Consider the following 16,914-nt stretch of genomic DNA (forward strand, 5'->3'; position numbering starts at 1 on the left):
ACCCGCCGACCCTCAAACCTTGACCAGCTGCTCCACGCGGTCCTTCGCCCCAAAAATCCGGAGATAGCGCTCGATCTCCTTCTTGTCGCCCGTCGCTTTCGCCGGATTGTCCGACAGCTTCACCGCCGGCCGGCCATTGGCCTCCGTCACCTTGCAGACCAGCGATATCGCATCCAGGCTGTTGGTTTCGGTCGGCGCGCAGCCTTCGAAATCGTTGGTGAGGTTGGTGCCCCAGCCGAAGGACATGCGCACCTTGCCCTTGAAGTGCTTGTAGGTCTCCTCGATGGTCTCGACCTCGAGCCCGTCGGAGAAGATCAGCAGCTTCTGCCTGGGGTCCTTGCCCTTCTCGCGCCACCAGTCGATGATTTTTTCACCGCCTTCGATCGGCGGCGCACTGTCGGGGCGGAAGCCGGTCCAGTCGGCGACCCAGTCCGGCGCGTCGCGCAGGAAGGATGCGGTGCCGAAAGCGTCGGGCAGCACGATCAGCAGGTTGCCGCCATAATAGCGCTGCCAGTCCTGCAGCACCTTGTAGGGCGATTCCTTCAATTCCTTTTCCGACTTGGCAAGGGCGGCAAAAACCATCGGCAATTCATGCGCGTTGGTGCCGAGCGCTTCGAGGTCGTTGTCCATCGCCAGCAGCACGTTGGAGGTGCCGGTGAAGGCTTCGCCAATGCCTTCCTTGAGCGCCTCGACGCACCAGCGCTGCCACAGGAACGAATGGCGGCGGCGGGTGCCGAAATCAGAGATGCGGATGCCGGGCAGCGCCTTCAAGCGTTCGGTCTTGGCCCACATCTTCCCCTTGGCGCGTGCATACAGCACGTCAAGCGCGAAGGGACCGAAGGCGCGCATGGCGGCGCGGGAACGAAGCTCATTGATGATCGCCAGCGCCGGGATTTCCCACAGGGTGGTGTACATCCAGGGACCGCTGAAGGAGAGCTCGTACTGACCGTCGCGCTTGGACAGCTCGTAGTCGGGCAGCCGAAAACCTTCTAGCCAGGCGAGGAATTCCGGCTCGAAGATCTGTTTGCGGCCATAGAAATTGTTACCGCCAAGCCAGATCATCTCCTTCTTGGAGAAGCGCAGCGTGCGGGCATGGTCGAGCTGGTCGCGCAATTCGCCTTCGTCGATGTCGTCGGCAAGCCGCACCGAGGTAGTGCGGTTGATCAGCGAAAAGGTGGCGTCGACCTTGGGGTACATGCCCCAGATCATCTGCAGCATCAGAAGCTTGTAGAAATCGGTGTCGAGCAGGCTGCGGACGATCGGGTCCAGCTTCCAGGTGTGATTATAGACGCGCCGCGCTATATCGGTTCTTGCCATGTCCTGCCGTCGCCTTCGCTGCTCACGTCCTTCTTACGCAATTCCGGGACGGGAAACCGCCGCACAGTTTTCCTGGAATTGCCTGGCAAGAGCTTATTAGCATTGAATTTTTGAAAGCGCCTCCCGCTTTCCGGGCTGGCCCGACAAAAAGCAGTCGCTCCCGGTCCAGCCTCAACTCTTGGCGCCCACCACCCGCAGTGCCGGACGCTTCCGGCGGCTGCCGATGCGGCCGGCCACCGGGGCGTCGGCCCGGCTGTCGGCCTGTTCCTTTTCGGCAAACAGCCAGTCGACGAACAATTGCACGATAGGCGCCGAACGCATCTCGTTGCGGCAGACGACATAGAAATCGTCGACCGCCGGCACCGACAGGCTGAACGGCGCCACCAGCAGGCCCCTGGCGAGCAGCATGCTGGCGGTCACGGAATCGCCGAGCGCCACGCCATGGCCATGCACCGCGGCTTCGATCGCCGTACGGGCGTCGCCGAGATGGTGACGGCGGCCACGTTCGAGGTCGAGCCCGTCGGCGGCGGCCAGCCAGGTGTGCCATTCGCGGCCATCATCGCCATGCAGGATGACATGGCCAGCAAGATCCCGGCAGATGCGGAGCGGCCGGTTGTTGATCAACGTCGGGCTGACCACCGGGAACAGTTCGAGGCCCGACCATTTGCGCATCCAGCAATCGGTCCAGCTGCCGTCGCCATAGAGCACGCACACATCGACCTGTGGGGCGCGGATGTCCTTGGGGTCGTTGGACGGGATCAGCGTCAGCCTGATGTCGGGGTATTGCGCCATGAAGCTGCCGAGCCGCGGCGTCATCCACAAAAGCAGCAGCGCAGGCACGCAGGACACCGACAGTGTACCGGCGCTGGCCGGCCTGGTCATGCGCTGGGTGGCGGCGGCGATGCCGTCGAAGGCGGTCGAGACCGCCGGCAGAAGTTCGGCACCGTGCGGGGTGAGCTTGACCCGCTGTCCGGTGCGCTCGAACAGTTTTACGCCGAGCGATTGCTCGAGCGCCTTGATCTGGTGGCTGATCGCGCCATGGGTGACATTGAGCTCACTCGCCGCCTTGGTCAGGGAGGCGTGACGCGCCGTCGCCTCGAAGGCGCGCAGGGGATTCAAGGGGGGCAGACGCTTGGCCATGAGCAACCGGATACTCTGTGAGATTTTCTCACAATCGGCACCGTAACAATATCAATTGATTTTTCAATGCGGCTGCCGGACACTTTGGCAGGTCAACAGCATCAATGACGTGAAATCTACAGGCAGCCAGCGGGACAGCGACCCGGCCGGATGATGGTCAGTTCGCAGATGTCGCCACGGTCGCATGCATCAGCCCGCAGGAGGAGACCGACATGGGTTATGACAGAGGCAAGCTGGAAGCCTTGCGCCGCAAGTATGGCGAGAGCCATGGCGGCGAGATGTTCGACCCGAAGTTCCGCAAGGTCGCCGACAAGATCTTCTCCAAGAGCGGCACAAGGCTGGCGCCCTATGCCGGCATCCCCACCTTCCTCGCCGCGCCCTACCGTGAAATCGCTGCCGACAATCCGGATTTCGGCGATTTGCAGGTGGCGATCATCGGCGTGCCGATGGATCTCGGCGTCACCAACCGGCCCGGCTCGCGCTTTGGACCCAGGGCGCTGCGCGCCATCGAGCGCATAGGCCCCTACAATCATGTGCTGGAATGCGCGCCGACGCATGAGCTTCGCGTCGCCGACATCGGCGATACGCCGTTCCGCAGCCGTTACCGGCTGGAGATCAGCCACGAGGATATCGAACGCCGCACCAACCAGATCGTCGATGCCGGCGTGCTGCCGCTCTCGGTCGGAGGCGACCACTCGATCAGCCATCCGATCCTGAAGGCGGTCGGCAAAAAGGCGCCGGTCGGCATGATCCATATCGACGCTCATTGCGACACAAGCGGGCTGTTCGACATGACCAAGTTCCATCATGGCGGACCGTTCCGCAACGCGGTGCTGGACGGCGTGCTCGACCCCACCCGCACCATCCAGATCGGCATCCGCGGCTCGGCGGAGTATCTGTGGGAGTTCACCTATGAATCCGGCATGACGGTCGTGCATGCCGAAGAGGTGACGGGTCTCGGCATTCCGGCCATCATCGAGAAGGCGCGCAGAATCGTCGGCGACGGCCCGACCTACATTTCCTTCGATGTCGACAGTGTCGATCCGGCCTTCGCGCCGGGTACCGGCACGCCGGAAATAGGCGGCCTGACGACGCGCGAGGTGCTCGAACTGCTGCGCGGCTTGAAAGGCCTCAACATTGTCGGCGGCGACGTCGTCGAGGTGGCGCCGCAATATGACGCGACCACCAACACCGCCCATGTCGGCGCCCAGGTCCTGTTCGAGATCCTGAGCCTGATGGTGTTCAGCCCGGCGATCACCGGCAAGGGGGCCTGACGGATTTCACATGCAAAGGCGGCCGCCGCGCTGGAGCCGGCGGCCGTTTCCAAAACAAACAAGCTTCCAGAAGGGGAATACCAATGACAATCCAAATGAAATCAACCATCGCCGCCGCGCTGATGCTCGCCGGCCTCGGCTTCGCCTCCCAGGCCAATGCCGACGCCGTCGACGACATCACCAAGGCCGGCGCCATCAATGTCGGCATCTTCTCCGACTTTCCGCCCTTCTCCTCGGCCAGCGCCGATATGAGCATCAAGGGTTACGACGTCGACGTCGCGCAGGCGATCGCCGATTCACTTAAGGTGAAGCTCAATCTGGTCAGCGTCACCGGCCAGAACCGCATCCCGTATCTCACCGACAAGCGCGTCGATATCCTGATGAGCGTCGGCTATTCCAAGGAGCGCGAGGAGGTGATCGATTTCGCCGCCGCCTATGCGCCCTACTACATCGCCGTCATCGGTCCGGCAGCGCTCTCCGTCAAAGGCAAGGAAGACCTTGCCGACAAGTCGATCGCCGTCAATCGCGGCACGCTGGAGGATACGTCGCTGACCGAAGCGGCGCCGGCATCGGCCGACATCAAGCGCTTCGACAACTACAACTCCGTCATCCAGGCCTTCATCTCCGGCCAGACGCAGCTGATGGTGGTCGGCAATGATGTCGGCGCCCAGGTGCTGGCCAAGCAGGACGCGCTGAAGCCGGAGCAGAAGTTCCAGCTTTTGACCTCGCCTTCGCATATCGGCCTCAACAAGAAAGAGGACCGGCTGAAGACGGCGGTCAATGATGCGGTTGCCAAGATGCTGGCCGACGGCAAGCTCGACGAGAGCTCGAAGGCCTGGCTGAAGACGCCGCTCAATCCCGACAACCTCAAGGATTGAGTTCTCGTGGCCTTTGCCTGGCTCCCAGGCGCTGTGGGCGACATCGCGCGCGGCGCGGCCACGACGATCCTGTTGATCGTCGTGACCACGCTCGTGGGCACGCTGCTCAGCATCCTGGGCGCTGCCGGCCGGCGCAACGGCCCGGTATTCGTGAAGCGCGCCATCGCGGTCTATGTCGAGGTGATGCGCAACACGCCGTTCCTGGTGCAGCTGTTCTTCATCTTCTTCGGCCTGCCCAGCCTCGGCATAAGGCTCGATCCGATCCTGGCCGCCATGCTGGCAATGACGCTCAACATGGCAGCCTACACCATTGAAATCGTCGGCGCCGGTCTCGATGCCGTGCCCGGCGGACAAACGGAAGCAGCGCTTGCACTGGGCTTGAGACCGCGCCAGGTGTTCATCAAGATCGTGCTGCCGCAGGCGCTCAAGGTGATCTACCCGGCGCTGACCAGCCAGATCGTCATCATGATGCTGGAATCGGCCGTGGTGTCGCAGATCGCCGTGCGCGAGCTGACCTATGAGGCCGACATGCTGCAAGCCCGCACCTTCCGGTCCTTCGAAACCTATTTCGTCGTGACCCTGGTCTACCTCGTCCTGTCCATGGCCTTGCGCCGGCTGCTGGTCACAGGCGGGCGCCGCGTATTGGGGGCAGGTGTCACATGATCGAATTCACCTTCTGGGACATCGTTCGCAATCTGCTGCTCGCCGCCCGCTGGACGGTGCTGTTGTCACTGGCGGCCTTTGTCGGCGGCGCGCTGGTCGGGCTGATCGTGCTGTTCTTCAGGATCGCAGAGAATAAATGGAGCCAGCGGGTCGCTTCCGGCTACATCGCCCTGTTCCAGGGAACGCCGCTGTTGATGCAGCTGTTCCTGATGTTCTTCGGCCTGCCGATGCTCGGCCTGCGCATCGAGCCATGGACGGCAGCGGTGCTCGGCCTGACCTTCTTCGCCAGCGCCTATCTGGCCGAGATCTGGCGCAGCGGCGTCGATGCGCTGCCGCTGGGACAGTGGGATGCCGGCGCCAGCCTTGGCCTGCACCGCCTGCAGGAGCTCAGGCTGATCATCCTGCCGCAGGCGTTCTCGATCACAAGGGCGCCGATCGTCGGCTTCCTGGTGCAGTTGATCAAGTCGACGGCGCTGACCTCGATCATCGGCTTCGAGGAGCTGGTCAGAACCTCCAACGCCATCAACAACGCCACCTTCGAACCGTTCAAGGTCTACGGGCTGGTGGCGCTGATCTTCTTCGTCCTGTGCTTTCCACTGACGCAATACGCCCGTACGCTCGAACAACGAGCGGCGGCCCACTGACGCCAGGCGGCGACAGTGCGTGAAGGGAACCTGCCGGAATAGAACGGCATCAACTGAGGAGAAACCAGATGAACAGACTGATTGGAAAATCCCTGACACGGCGCGGCGTGCTTGGTGCGGGCCTCGCTACAGCCGGCGTGCTCGCCATGCCGTCGATCCTGCGCGCGCAGGACAAGTCGCTGAAGGTCGGCGTCTATGGCGGCTACTTCAAGAAATCCTTCGACGAGCACGTCTTCCCCGACTTTACCAAGGCGACCGGCATTGCGGTCGAGTCGGTCGCCGAGCCGACCGGCGAAGCCTGGCTGGTGCAGCTCGAACAGGCGTCCAAGGCCGGCCAAGCCCCGGCGGACCTTTCGATGATGTCGCAGACCTCGACGCTGAAGGGCCAGTCGACCGAATTGTGGACGCCGCTCGATACGTCGAAGTTCAAGCACTACAACGATTTGTTGCCGCGCTTCGTCAACAAATATCCGGATGGTCGCGTCGCCGGCATCGGCGCCGTCGCCTGGTGGATCACGCTGGTCTCCAACACCGATGTCTACAAAGATGCGCCGACCTCATGGGAGACGCTGTGGGACAAGGCCAATGAGGACAAGCTTGGCCTTCTGGCACTTGCCTCGAACTCGTTCCTGCTCGAAGTGACAGCCAAGACCTTCATGGGCGGCACCAATGCGCTCGACACCGAGGACGGACTGAACAAGGCGTTCGAAAAGCTCGCCGAGCTCAAGCCGAATGTCCGGCTGTGGTATCGCGACGAGGCGCAGTTCGAGCAGGCGCTGAAGTCGGGCGAGATCCCGATGGGCCAGTATTATCACGACGTCACCGGCCTCGCGGTCGCCGACGGCTTCCATGTCCGCTCGACCTTCCCGAAGGAAGGCGGCATCCAGGACTCCGGCAATTGGGTGCTGTCGCGCGCCTCGACCAAGGTCGACGAGGCGCATGCATTCATCGACTATATGAGCCAGCCGTCGATGCAGGGTCTGATGTCGCGCAAGGTCGGCACCACGCCTACGCTGAAGAAAGAGGTGCTCGACCTCAAGCCGGAAGAGTTCGCCGCGGTGTCGTCGGATATCGATCCGATCATCCCGCGCTATGACCTCTATACGTCGAAGGCCGACTGGATCAACCAGAAGTGGACCGAGCTGATCGTCGGCTGAGCCGCCCGTTCCGCTTGAAAACTGATCGGCCGCCGGATTTCCTCCGGCGGCCATTTCCTGGAATTGCTCCAGCGCACAGCCTGAGAGGGATGAGCATGTCCGGACTAGATATCAACGCCGTCACCAAAAAATTCGGCAACTTCGCCGCCGTCGACAATGTGCAGCTCAACGTGCCGCACGGCACGTTCGTGTGCCTGCTCGGCCCGTCGGGCTGCGGCAAAACCACGCTGCTGCGCATGATCGCCGGGCTGGAGGAGCCGACCAGCGGCGCCATCGTGCTCGACGGCGAGGACATCACCCCGCTGCCGACGCACAAGCGCAATCTCGGCATGGTGTTCCAGTCGCTGGCGCTGTTTCCGCATCTCTCCGTTGGCGACAACATCGCCTATGCGCTGCGCATTCGCGGCGCCTCGAAGGAGGAGCAGAAGAAACGCGTCGACGAGTTGCTGGGCCTCATCCATCTGACCGGCTTTGCCGACCGTCCGGTGGCCAAACTATCGGGCGGTCAGCGCCAGCGCGTGGCAATTGCGCGGGCCTTGGCGCTGTCGCCGAAACTGTTCCTGCTCGACGAGCCGCTGTCGGCGCTCGACGCCAAATTGCGCGAGGCCATGCAGGTGGAACTGCGCCAGTTGCAGCAGCGGTTGGGCATCACCACCATCGTCGTCACCCACGACCAGCGCGAAGCCATGACCATGGCCGACCTCGTCGTCGTCATGGGCCACGGCAGGATCCTGCAGGCAGCGCCGCCGATCGAGATCTACCGCAAGCCGGCCGACGCCTTCGTCGCCGACTTCATCGGCATCACCAATCTGCTGCCGGCCGAGATCGACAGCACCGGGCGCACCACCATTCTGGGCACAGCCATTCCAGGTCTTGCCATGCCGGCGGGTCAGACCAAAGCGTCTGTTTCGGTTCGCCCGGAGGACGTGCATCTCGGCAGCCCCGGCGGCTCGGCCATTACCGGCGAGGTGAGTTTCGTTCGCGATCTCGGCGGCACCATCGAGACCTTCGTAGACGTCGGCGGCACCAGCATCATTGCCGTGACCACGCCGCGCGAACGGCATGACGTGCCGGTCGGCGCCAAGGTCGGCGTAACATTGCCGCCGGCGAGCTGCGTGGTGCTCGGCGCATGAGACGCGAGGCTCCGAAGTCGCTAGCCGACTACACGCCGCTGTTCTTTCCGGCGCTGATGCTGATCGTCTTCTTCGTCGTGCCGTTCTCGACGATGATCGCGGTGAGCTTCTTCAAGCGCAATCCGTCCGGTTTCTACACGCCGGATTTCGTGTTCGACAATTACGCCCGCTTCCTGTCGGTGTTCTTCGGCGGCGTGCTCGGCTTTTCGCTGATGCTGGCGGTGCTGGTCGCCGTCTGCTGCGTCGCCATCGCCTTCCCCTTCACCTACCTTTTGACCCGTCGGCCGCGCCGCGTGCAGACGCTGTGGCTGGTCGGCCTCCTGTCGGTGCTGTCGCTGTCGGAAGTCATTATCGGCTTTGCCTGGTCGACGCTGTTTTCGCGCACCGCCGGCATCACCAATTTGTTCGTGGCGATCGGGCTGATGGACAAGCCGGTGGCGCTGCTGCCGACCTTTGGCGCGGTGCTGACCGGCATGGTCTACCAGGCGCTGCCCTATACGATCCTGGTGCTTTACCCCGCTTTGGTCCGCCTCGATCCGACTCTGTTAGAGGCCGCGCGCACGCTCGGCGCCTCGCCTATCCGGGCCTTCTTCAACGTCGTCGCGCCGGCGCTGCGCAACACCATCGTGGCGACGCTGATCATGGTCTTCGTCTTTGCGCTCGGCTCCTATCTGCTACCGCAGATTCTGGGACGGCCGCAGCACTGGACGCTGTCGGTGTTGATCACCGACCAGGCGATCTACCAGTCCAACATGCCGTTCGCGGCCGCAATGGCGGTGTTCCTGGTGCTGATCTCGCTGGCGCTGGTCGGACTGACGCTGCTCGTCGGACGCCGGGAGAACGCCCTATGACCGCGACCTTGCTGCGCCGTGTCTATTTCACCATCGTCGCGCTGTTCCTGGCGGCGCCGCTGATCGTCGTCGCCGGCGTGTCGGTGAATTCGCGGCAGGAGCTCTCCTTCCCGCCGGTCGGCTTCTCGCTCGCCTGGTACGCCCAGATCTTCACCGATCCGGAATGGCGCCTGGCGCTGATCCATTCGGTGACGCTGGCCGTCTGCTCGGCGGCGATTGCCGTGGCGGTGGCGCTGCCGCTGGCCTGGTTCCTGTGGCGGCGCATCGCGCCCTGGGCAAACATCTTTCAGGTGCTGGGGCTTGCCCCCTTCATCCTGCCGCCGGTCATCACCGCGCTCGGCTTCCTCTCCTTCTGGGCGACGGTCGGGCTGTTCGGCCAGTTCTTCACCGCCATCATCAGCCACGCTATCTTCTTCGTGACGCTGCCGCTGGTGACGCTGTCGCTGGGCTTTGCCTCGATCGACCGCTCGCTGGTAGAGGCCGCCGCCACGATGGGCGCCGACGACCGGACGGTGCTGAAGACCGTGGTGCTGCCGCTGATCCTGCCCTACCTCGTCTCGGGCTACGCCTTCGCCTTCGTCTTGTCGCTCAACGAATACATCGTCGCCTACATGACGATCGGCTTCACCACCGAGACGCTGCCCATCAAGATCTTCAACGCGCTGCGCTATGGCTACACGCCGACCATGGCTTCGGTGTCGGTGTTCTTCGTCGCGGTGGCGGCACTGGTGTTCGGCTCGATCGCGCGATTTGGCGATATACGCAGGCTGCTCGGCGCGATGTCGTCGGACGGGAGCTGAGCGGACCCAGGCAACTTTGCATGGCGAGACTTCAGAATACGGCCGATCTGGACCAGATTCAGAACGACAAAGAAAACGTTCCAGCCGACGACGTTCATGAGTGGCGCCGGCTGGCTGTAGAAATACACGGCAAGACAGATCGCAGCGGCTGTGGTGAGAATCCTCAGCCGCAAAATGTCCAGCGTGAAGTAGGCGATCACATACATGATGTTCGCCATGTTTATCAGAAGTTCCATGTCCCTGGTTTCCAATTCGCTGGCACTCAGACAAGACGGTCCTTGAAGTGCTCACGAACGGCATAGGAGATCGCACCGCGGCGAATGCCTATGTCCTTCAGGATGTGGTCAGGCAGTTCCTGCAAGGCCCTCTCGGCCCTGCGTGCTCTCAGACCGATCGAAACGCGTTTCAGGTAGTTAAACATTGGTTTCTCCATACGTGGGGAATTGCAGCGCCGGGAAGCGGCATGCCGCCCCGAGCGCCGTCTGTTCATTGCTTGCTGGTTGGATGACGCTGCCCCGCTTTGATCACGCGAGGCAGCGACTGGAGGTCGTCAGGCCGCGGCCGTCATCGGATCGTTGCGAAGGATGACCGTGTCGAGGATCGGGTAGAATTCCTCACCGGGCATGCCGACGCGCTTGGCGTGATCCCGGATGGCCTCGCCGTCTTTCGCCTCGTAGATGCAGAAGGTGCCGATGCGCCCGTCGGGTTCGTGCACGACATAGCTGCGGATCCAGCTGACCGTGCCCGACATCTGTTCCTTGGCGACCTTTGCCGATTTGGCGCCGGCGGCTTCGAGTTCCTGCAGAGATGCCCAAGCGCTGGGGCGGCGGATGACAAACAGGTTCATGATCTTTCCCTTTCGATTTCGCGCCAGCTTCTTCGCGGCGCCATTGATCGCAGGCGTGTCTGCCTGGCTGGGGAAAATTACCTCTAGGGGGACCGATCGTCCTTACCGGGACCTGATCTCTGGCTGATCTTTCGCTGTCACCGCTGATAAGCTCGTCAGAGGGTGAGTTCCTGCGTAGAGCCATCGACAAGCGGCTGGCTATCGCGGGAAAAGCTATGGCGGAGCGTTGCGGCTTTCTCTTCCAGGCGCCGTGATCCCAGCTGGCGGGCCGATCTCTCAGCTGCGGTGATCTCCACTTTCGCTCCGCTGATGTCGCCGGAACTCAACAAGGCACTGGCGAGCTGCAGCCGGACCCTTGCCGCGTGATACTCGACGCCTGCACTGGTCCAGAGCTGCCGGGCCAATAGCAGAAGCCGATGTCCGTTCGGGTCGCCTGGCTCGCAAAGTGCGGCCTTGGTTTCGGCTATCAATGCTTGCGTTGCCGGTTGCCGCCAGCGTTCGGGCTGCGCATCGATTTCGTCGAGATAGATCGACGCCTGGGCTGAGCGCCCGCCGCGCGCTGCAATGCAGGCCGCATTCACCAGCAGGTTTCCGCGCCGCTGCAGATGGAACCACGACATCCCTTGCAGAGCCCTGTCGAGTGCCGCAAGCGCCCCGTCCAGATCGCCTGTTTCGAACAAAAGCACGGCATTGCCCGGCTCCGCGTCCCAGCCCAGCGCATAAGCCTGGTCGTAGTCGGCGCGCGCCGATGCGAGGTCGCCGATCATCGCGAAGATATCGCCGCGGACACGGAAGCCTTCGCCGAGCGACCAGGATTCCTCCGCGGAGAGTTTGGGAAGCGCTTCGTTTATGCAGGTCAGGGCTTCAGGCAATATCTGCTGTGCCGCCACCACTTCGGCTCGATGAAGGTCGCAGGCGCCCGAGGTCTGCGCAAAACTTGCGGTGCACCAGCTTTCGAAGCCTTCGCTCCACTGGCGAGCACGGGGCCAATCGGCGTATGTCCTGCAGCTCCACAGGATATTGCAGTAAACCAGACCGCCGGTGATCGGGTCGACCTGGCTCGACAAAGCGATGGCCGCCGCATGGTTCTGCTGCTCGCTGCCCTCGTCGATCTTGCCGAGGGCGAGATTGAAAAATCCCTTGTATGTCAGTGTCAGAGCTCGCAGGCCGGGATCGTCGCAATGTTCAGCTATCGCGTAAGCAGCTGACGCCAGTTGCAGCGCTTCCTCGGGGTGGCCGCCAGAAGATGCCAGGCGCGACCTCATCCAAAGCAGATAGGCTTGCGTACTATCGTCTGGCGACTGACACAGAAGCGACGCAGCACGCTCCAGCCATCCCTCTGCGACGGAGCCGGATCCGCGCTCGGCCTGTATTTTTGCAAGTGTGACGGCGGATCTGGCGGCGCGGGCCAAGTCCCCGGAGTCGACATGAGCCGCCACCGCGCGGGCCAGCACAGGGATAGCCTCGGTCGGTCGCCCACCACATTCGACGACCAGCGCCCAAAGATCGACATCGGCAGGAGACAGATCTTCAGTGGCCGCCAAATGGGCGAAAAGTTTTGCAGCCGCGCTCCAATCGCGTGCCGCGGCCAGCCTGCGGGCGTCGGCAAGCTGGTCATCGCCTTGCAACGACGCGGGCCGCACGTAACCCAGTCCCGGTTCATCGATGGCGAAGCGATAGCCGTGGCGAACGTAGCTGTGGATTGCATCCTGCAACCCGCCTGCTGCAAGCACCTTTCGGGTGAGGCTGACGACCCGCTGAAGCGATGCTTCCGTCACGATGACATTCGGCCAGAGGGTGTCCATCAGTTCGTCTTTGGGGACCACCCGGCCGGCATTGCGCACCAGGTACACCAGCAGATCAAAGACAAGCGGCTGAATCTTCTGCCTAACGCCGCCTAGTGACAGCTTGCGGGCAGCTTCATCAAGTTCGAATTGTCCAAATGAGTGTCGCATCACCTTTCCCGATGCGACAATCTACATTATCGGCTCTGACTATGGGAGAGGCTTGGGCCGATAGGTCGCAAGCGCGTAGGTTAGGTCAGTAGCTAACGGCAGCTCCAGCGATAGTCCTCCATCCAAAACTGGACGGTCCGCTTTTTGTGTTCAGTGCCTGAAGACAAGTGGCGGTGCGATGCGGTCGCGCCGCAGCCAGCGCGCTAACAGCAGCACCGCCACCACGGCGAGCCCCGACGCAAGGCCGATCCAGATGCCCACGCCGTGCAGGCCAAAATGGAAGGCGAGCAGCACGCCGAGCGGCAGGCCGATGCCCCAATAGCCGATCGCGGCATAGATCATCGGCACCTTGGTGTCGTGCAGGCCGCGCAGCATGCCGGCGGCAACGGCTTGCGCACCGTCGAAGATCTGAAACAGCGCGGCAAAGGCCAGGAACGACACGGCCAGCGCGATCACCCTGGCGTTCGCCGGATCGGTCATGTCGATGAAGGCGCTGATCAACAGATGCGGCCACAGCACCATCACCAGCGCCATCAGCGCCATGGACGAGACGCCGATGACGAAGGCGGTCCAGCCGGCGCGCGAAACGCCTGCCGGATTGCCGGCGCCGTGGGCCAGCCCGACGCGCACGGTGACGGCCTGGTTGAGACCGAGCGGCACCATGAAGGAGATCGAGGCGATCTGGATGGCGATGGCGTGCGCGGCGAGCGAATCCGCATCGATCAGGCCCATCAGCAGGGCTGCGGCGTTGAAGATCGTCACCTCGAAGGCGAGGATGCCGGCGATCGGCATGCCGAGCCGCAGCAGACCCTTGAAGCGCGGCCAGTCGGAGCGCCAGAAGCGGCCAAACAGGCGGTAGCGGCGGAACTTCTTCTCCAGCATCACCACGGCTGCCAGGCCGCAGAACATCAGCGTGCTCGACAGGGTGGTCGCCAGCCCCGAACCGGCAATGCCCATCGAGGTGACGCCGAGATTGCCAAACATGAACACCCAGTTGAAGAAGGCGTTGCAGGCGACGGCGACGAAGACGATGATCAGCGCCCAGCCCGGCCGCTCCAGCGCCGAGATGAAGGAACGCAGCACGATATAGCCGTAGAAGGGCAGCACCGCCCATTCCAGCCAGCGCAGATAGATGCCGGCCTGATGTGCCAATGCCGGCTCCTGGCCCATGGCCAGCAGAATGGCCTCGCCATGCCACAGCACCATCCAGATCGGGATCGAGATCAGGATCGCCAGCCACAGCCCTTGCCGCACGGTGCGGCGCAAATCGCGCACCGAATAGCGGCGGCGGCCAAGCTCGGTGGCGATCATCGGCGAGGTCGCCAGCATCAGGCCGAGGCCGAAGATCAGCGGCATGAAATAGAGGTTGGCGCCGAGCGCGCCGCTGGCCAGCGTGTCCGCGCCCAGACGCCCCATCATCATGACGTCGGTGGCGGTCATCGCGGTCTGGCCGAGATTGGTGAGCACCATCGGCCAGGCCAGCGCCAGCGTCGCCCTGATTTCCTGACGCCAAAGATTTTCCGGCGCACGAGCGCCGGCTTCGATCGCAGACATTGTCCTGCTCTTTCCGATTGCGGCGCGTCGGCAACGAGGCCGGAAGCCGCACTTCCAAACGGCAAAACCTTCGGTTTCGCAGCGTTTGCGTCGTTCTATTGGACGAAATGCGGCATGAAGGCAAGGGAGGACGGGCAGCCGGCGATTGAGCCAGAAGCGGGAACCCTCCTATCCGGCTGCCCTTGGGTCAGCCGATGCTTTCGCCGCCGTCGATCACCAGTGCCTGGCCGGTCATGAAGGATGAGCGGTCGGAGACGAGGAACAGGATCGCTTCTGCGATCTCTTCGGCGCTCGCCCAGCGGCCCATCGGAATCTTGGTGCGGACATAGGTTTCGATCGCCTCGCGTCCGCCCATCTGGGCGATGAACGGCTCGTTGAAAGGCGTGTCGACCCAGCCCGGGCAGAGCGCGTTGACGCGCACATTGTGGCGGGCATAGTCGAGCGACATCTGTCTGGTCATCGCCACCACCGCATGTTTGGACGTGGCATAGGCGATCATCTCGCGGTCGTAGAAGACGCCCGAATTCGAAGCCGTGTTGAGGATGACGCCGCCGCCTTGCGCGACCATCGCCGGCATGGCCAGCCGCGCGGCCAGGAACTGCGCCCGTACATTGATGCGCCAGGACGCATCCATGCCATCGACCTCGACCTCGGTCAGCGTGCCGCCGACCTGAATGCCGGCGTGGTTGTGCAGGATGTCGATGCGGCCATACTTGCCGAGCGTGCCTGTGATGAGCTGCCCGACCGCCGCGTCGTCAGAGACGTCGGTGACAATCGCCTCGGCCTGCCCGCCCACTGCCCGGATGTCCGCCGCTGTCGTCTCGCCGCTGGTCTTATCCCGGTCGGCGATGACCACCACAGCGCCTTCCCTGGCCATGATCATGGCGCCGGCTCGGCCGATGCCGGAACCGGCGCCCGTCACCACGGCGATGCGGTCTCTAAGGATCATGAATTTGTCTTTCAGCTGGATGGCTTGTTCAGTTTGACGGCTGGCGCTGGCGCAGCTGCCATTGGGCAAGCACCACCAGAAGAACCGAGGCGACGAGCACGATGGTGGCGATGGCGTTGATTTCCGGCGTCACGCCGCGCCGGATCGAGGCGAAGACATAGATCGGCAGCGTCGTCTGCGCGCCGGCGACGAAGAAGGCGACGATGAAATCGTCGAAGGAGAAGGTGAAGGCGAGCAGGAAGCCGGCGATCACCGCCGGCATGATCTGCGGCAGCACGATCGAGCGAAACGTCGTCAGCGGCGTGGCGTAGAGATCGCTCGAGGCCTCGACCAGGTTGCGGTCGAGGCTGGCGAGACGCGTGCCGACGATCATCGTCACCAACGCCATCGAAAACAGGCCGTGGGCGGCGATGATCGATCCATAGCCGAGCGACAGGCGCGGCGGCTGGTCGTTTGGCCAGATCGAGGCGAGGAACGGGTTGAGCACGCCAAACAGCTGGACCAGCGCGACAAGCGTCGAGATGCCGATGACGACGCCGGGAACGACGATCGCGGCACCCATCAGCGCGTCGAAGACGGCGCGGGTTCTGAGCCCGACCCGCGCCAGGCCGAGTGCCGCCGCCGTGCCGCACACCGCCGCCAGAAGGGCGCTGGTGGTGGCGATGAACAGGCTGTTCTTCAACGCCTCGACCAGGAACGGGTTCGACAGCGCCGTGCCGTACCACTGCACCGAAAAGCCGGTGAACTCGCTGGCATGGCGGCCGGCGTTGAAGGAAAACAGCACGACCAACGCGATCGGCAGATAGAGGAAGGCGAAGACGGCTGTGACGAAGGCGCGCATCAGATCAGATCCACCCTGCGGGCGCCCGACACCCGTGTCGAAATGCGGTTTGCCGCGATCAGCACCACCACCGAAACCGCCACCAGCGTGATGGCGATGGCCGATCCGAACGGCCAGTTGCGCGACTGCAGGAACAGGTCGACCAGCGCATTGCCGATGAAGAACACCTTGCCGCCGCCAAGCAGCGTCGGGATCAGGTATTCTCCGAGCAGCAGGATCATGACCAGCGAGAAGCCGGTCATGACGCCCGGCAGCGACAGCTTCAGCGTCACCCCCAGAAAGGTTGAGAGCGGGGTCGCGCCGAGATCGGCGGAGGCTTCCAGCAGCCTTCGGTCGAGCCGCTCGAGACTGACATAGATCGGCAGGATCATCAGCGGCAGATAGCCATAGACGATGCCGAGCAGCACGGCGCCCGGCGTGTTGATCAGCCTGACATCCTCGATACCGACAAAGGCCAGCAGCGCGGGAATGCCGCGTCCGCCCAGAATGTACATCCAGGCATAGGTACGCATCAAAAGGCTGGTCCAGAACGGAATGACGACGAGCGCAAGCAGGATCAGCCGCCAGCGTTGCGGCGCCTTCAGGGCAAGGTAGTAGGCGACGGGGTAGGCGACGAGCAGGCAGGCAAGCGCGCCCACCGGCGCCAGCATCATGGTGTTCCAGAAGGCAGTCGCCCGCGCCGGGAGGTTGGCATATTGCGCCAGCGTGAAGGCGGCCTGGTAGCCGCCCTCCGGCGCCCGCTCGCCGACGCTGAACACGGCAATGGCGACGAACGGCAACACCAGAAACACCACCAGCCACGCTGTAGCCGGAGCGAGCAGCAGCGCTGTCAGGATGTTATACCGAAATCTGTTGCCGTGCATGGAAACCGCCCCGATGCCGGCGGACATAGGCCCACCGGTTTCCGTTTG

The 16,914-nt window shown here is 63.3% G+C and carries 17 protein-coding genes; 8 read left to right on the forward strand and 9 right to left on the reverse strand.

The genetic code is table 11. The features are described from left to right. Positions 1 to 12 precede the first annotated feature (12 nt). Complete coding sequence (gene pncB / locus NKJ80_RS02750; RefSeq protein WP_352497003.1) at positions 13 to 1,317, reverse strand: nicotinate phosphoribosyltransferase; 1,305 nt, start codon at positions 1,315 to 1,317, stop codon at positions 13 to 15. A 171-nt stretch (positions 1,318 to 1,488) separates the two neighbouring features. Next, entirely contained in the window at positions 1,489 to 2,457 is a 969-nt protein-coding gene (gene gcvA / locus NKJ80_RS02755) for a transcriptional regulator GcvA (protein ID WP_023671280.1), read from the reverse strand. A gap of 212 nt (positions 2,458 to 2,669) precedes the next feature. Here gcvA and speB point away from each other — a divergent pair, with 212 nt between their 5' ends. From speB to NKJ80_RS02795, 8 genes are all read left to right on the forward strand, one after another. Then, positions 2,670 to 3,731: an agmatinase gene (gene speB, locus NKJ80_RS02760; protein WP_023700439.1), complete on the forward strand. Its 1,062-nt coding sequence runs from the start codon at positions 2,670 to 2,672 to the stop codon at positions 3,729 to 3,731. An 83-nt stretch (positions 3,732 to 3,814) separates the two neighbouring features. Beyond that, on the forward strand, positions 3,815 to 4,609 hold the full coding sequence (locus NKJ80_RS02765) for a transporter substrate-binding domain-containing protein (protein WP_352497004.1): 795 nt from the start codon (positions 3,815 to 3,817) through the stop codon (positions 4,607 to 4,609). Between the two features lie 6 nt (positions 4,610 to 4,615). Further along, positions 4,616 to 5,272 (forward strand): amino acid ABC transporter permease, encoded by a 657-nt coding sequence (locus NKJ80_RS02770; protein WP_023671277.1) that lies wholly within the window; start codon positions 4,616 to 4,618, stop codon positions 5,270 to 5,272. After that, positions 5,269 to 5,916, forward strand: coding sequence for an amino acid ABC transporter permease (locus NKJ80_RS02775; protein ID WP_352497005.1), 648 nt, complete (start codon positions 5,269 to 5,271; stop codon positions 5,914 to 5,916). The genes NKJ80_RS02770 and NKJ80_RS02775 overlap by 4 nt, the downstream gene beginning before the upstream one ends. A 68-nt stretch (positions 5,917 to 5,984) precedes the next feature. Next, complete coding sequence (locus NKJ80_RS02780; RefSeq protein ID WP_023671275.1) at positions 5,985 to 7,073, forward strand: ABC transporter substrate-binding protein; 1,089 nt, start codon at positions 5,985 to 5,987, stop codon at positions 7,071 to 7,073. A 95-nt stretch (positions 7,074 to 7,168) separates the two neighbouring features. Continuing rightward, complete coding sequence (locus NKJ80_RS02785) at positions 7,169 to 8,206, forward strand: ABC transporter ATP-binding protein (protein ID WP_023671274.1); 1,038 nt, start codon at positions 7,169 to 7,171, stop codon at positions 8,204 to 8,206. Then, positions 8,203 to 9,057, forward strand: coding sequence for an ABC transporter permease (locus tag NKJ80_RS02790; protein ID WP_023695891.1), 855 nt, complete (start codon positions 8,203 to 8,205; stop codon positions 9,055 to 9,057). The genes NKJ80_RS02785 and NKJ80_RS02790 overlap by 4 nt, the downstream gene beginning before the upstream one ends. After that, complete coding sequence (locus NKJ80_RS02795) at positions 9,054 to 9,857, forward strand: ABC transporter permease (RefSeq protein WP_023671272.1); 804 nt, start codon at positions 9,054 to 9,056, stop codon at positions 9,855 to 9,857. Before NKJ80_RS02790 ends, NKJ80_RS02795 begins: the two co-directional genes overlap by 4 nt. 262 nt (positions 9,858 to 10,119) lie before the next feature. Here NKJ80_RS02795 and NKJ80_RS02800 read toward each other — a convergent pair whose 3' ends face one another. The 7 genes from NKJ80_RS02800 to NKJ80_RS02830 all read right to left on the reverse strand — a co-directional run bounded on the left by NKJ80_RS02800 (position 10,120) and on the right by NKJ80_RS02830 (position 16,866). After that, positions 10,120 to 10,278, reverse strand: a complete 159-nt coding sequence (locus NKJ80_RS02800) for a DUF1127 domain-containing protein (RefSeq protein ID WP_352497006.1) — start codon at positions 10,276 to 10,278, stop codon at positions 10,120 to 10,122. A gap of 129 nt (positions 10,279 to 10,407) precedes the next feature. After that, entirely contained in the window at positions 10,408 to 10,704 is a 297-nt protein-coding gene (locus NKJ80_RS02805) for a DUF4242 domain-containing protein (protein WP_112625763.1), read from the reverse strand. Between the two features lie 155 nt (positions 10,705 to 10,859). Further along, a complete protein-coding gene (locus NKJ80_RS02810) occupies positions 10,860 to 12,659 on the reverse strand; it encodes a winged helix-turn-helix domain-containing protein (protein ID WP_352497007.1) in 1,800 nt (599 codons plus the stop codon). Positions 12,660 to 12,809: 150 nt separating this feature from the next. Further along, a complete protein-coding gene (locus tag NKJ80_RS02815) occupies positions 12,810 to 14,213 on the reverse strand; it encodes an MATE family efflux transporter (RefSeq protein ID WP_352497008.1) in 1,404 nt (467 codons plus the stop codon). A 187-nt stretch (positions 14,214 to 14,400) separates the two neighbouring features. Further along, positions 14,401 to 15,162: an SDR family NAD(P)-dependent oxidoreductase gene (locus NKJ80_RS02820; RefSeq protein ID WP_023745859.1), complete on the reverse strand. Its 762-nt coding sequence runs from the start codon at positions 15,160 to 15,162 to the stop codon at positions 14,401 to 14,403. A 28-nt stretch (positions 15,163 to 15,190) separates the two neighbouring features. Continuing rightward, positions 15,191 to 16,003: an ABC transporter permease gene (locus tag NKJ80_RS02825; protein ID WP_023671267.1), complete on the reverse strand. Its 813-nt coding sequence runs from the start codon at positions 16,001 to 16,003 to the stop codon at positions 15,191 to 15,193. Beyond that, entirely contained in the window at positions 16,003 to 16,866 is an 864-nt protein-coding gene (locus NKJ80_RS02830; RefSeq protein WP_023693099.1) for an ABC transporter permease, read from the reverse strand. The genes NKJ80_RS02825 and NKJ80_RS02830 overlap by 1 nt, the downstream gene beginning before the upstream one ends. Between the last annotated feature and the right edge of the window lie 48 nt (positions 16,867 to 16,914).

Source organism: Mesorhizobium sp. M0030 (assembly GCF_040323695.1).
In the GTDB taxonomy this organism is placed as follows: Bacteria; Pseudomonadota; Alphaproteobacteria; order Rhizobiales; family Rhizobiaceae; genus Mesorhizobium.

Bases quoted from the DNA above. Each gene is read 5' to 3' on its own strand.
- NKJ80_RS02800 (WP_352497006.1), bottom strand. From the start codon at position 10,278: ATGTTTAACTACCTGAAACGCGTTTCGATCGGTCTGAGAGCACGCAGG.
- NKJ80_RS02805 (WP_112625763.1), bottom strand. From the start codon at position 10,704: ATGAACCTGTTTGTCATCCGCCGCCCCAGCGCTTGGGCATCTCTGCAG.
- NKJ80_RS02820 (WP_023745859.1), bottom strand. From the start codon at position 15,162: ATGATCCTTAGAGACCGCATCGCCGTGGTGACGGGCGCCGGTTCCGGC.
- NKJ80_RS02785 (WP_023671274.1), top strand. From the start codon at position 7,169: ATGTCCGGACTAGATATCAACGCCGTCACCAAAAAATTCGGCAACTTC.
- NKJ80_RS02815 (WP_352497008.1), bottom strand. From the start codon at position 14,213: ATGTCTGCGATCGAAGCCGGCGCTCGTGCGCCGGAAAATCTTTGGCGT.
- pncB (WP_352497003.1), bottom strand. From the start codon at position 1,317: ATGGCAAGAACCGATATAGCGCGGCGCGTCTATAATCACACCTGGAAG.
- NKJ80_RS02780 (WP_023671275.1), top strand. From the start codon at position 5,985: ATGAACAGACTGATTGGAAAATCCCTGACACGGCGCGGCGTGCTTGGT.
- NKJ80_RS02825 (WP_023671267.1), bottom strand. From the start codon at position 16,003: ATGCGCGCCTTCGTCACAGCCGTCTTCGCCTTCCTCTATCTGCCGATC.
- speB (WP_023700439.1), top strand. From the start codon at position 2,670: ATGGGTTATGACAGAGGCAAGCTGGAAGCCTTGCGCCGCAAGTATGGC.
- gcvA (WP_023671280.1), bottom strand. From the start codon at position 2,457: ATGGCCAAGCGTCTGCCCCCCTTGAATCCCCTGCGCGCCTTCGAGGCG.
- NKJ80_RS02795 (WP_023671272.1), top strand. From the start codon at position 9,054: ATGACCGCGACCTTGCTGCGCCGTGTCTATTTCACCATCGTCGCGCTG.
- NKJ80_RS02765 (WP_352497004.1), top strand. From the start codon at position 3,815: ATGACAATCCAAATGAAATCAACCATCGCCGCCGCGCTGATGCTCGCC.
- NKJ80_RS02810 (WP_352497007.1), bottom strand. From the start codon at position 12,659: ATGCGACACTCATTTGGACAATTCGAACTTGATGAAGCTGCCCGCAAG.
- NKJ80_RS02775 (WP_352497005.1), top strand. From the start codon at position 5,269: ATGATCGAATTCACCTTCTGGGACATCGTTCGCAATCTGCTGCTCGCC.
- NKJ80_RS02790 (WP_023695891.1), top strand. From the start codon at position 8,203: ATGAGACGCGAGGCTCCGAAGTCGCTAGCCGACTACACGCCGCTGTTC.
- NKJ80_RS02830 (WP_023693099.1), bottom strand. From the start codon at position 16,866: ATGCACGGCAACAGATTTCGGTATAACATCCTGACAGCGCTGCTGCTC.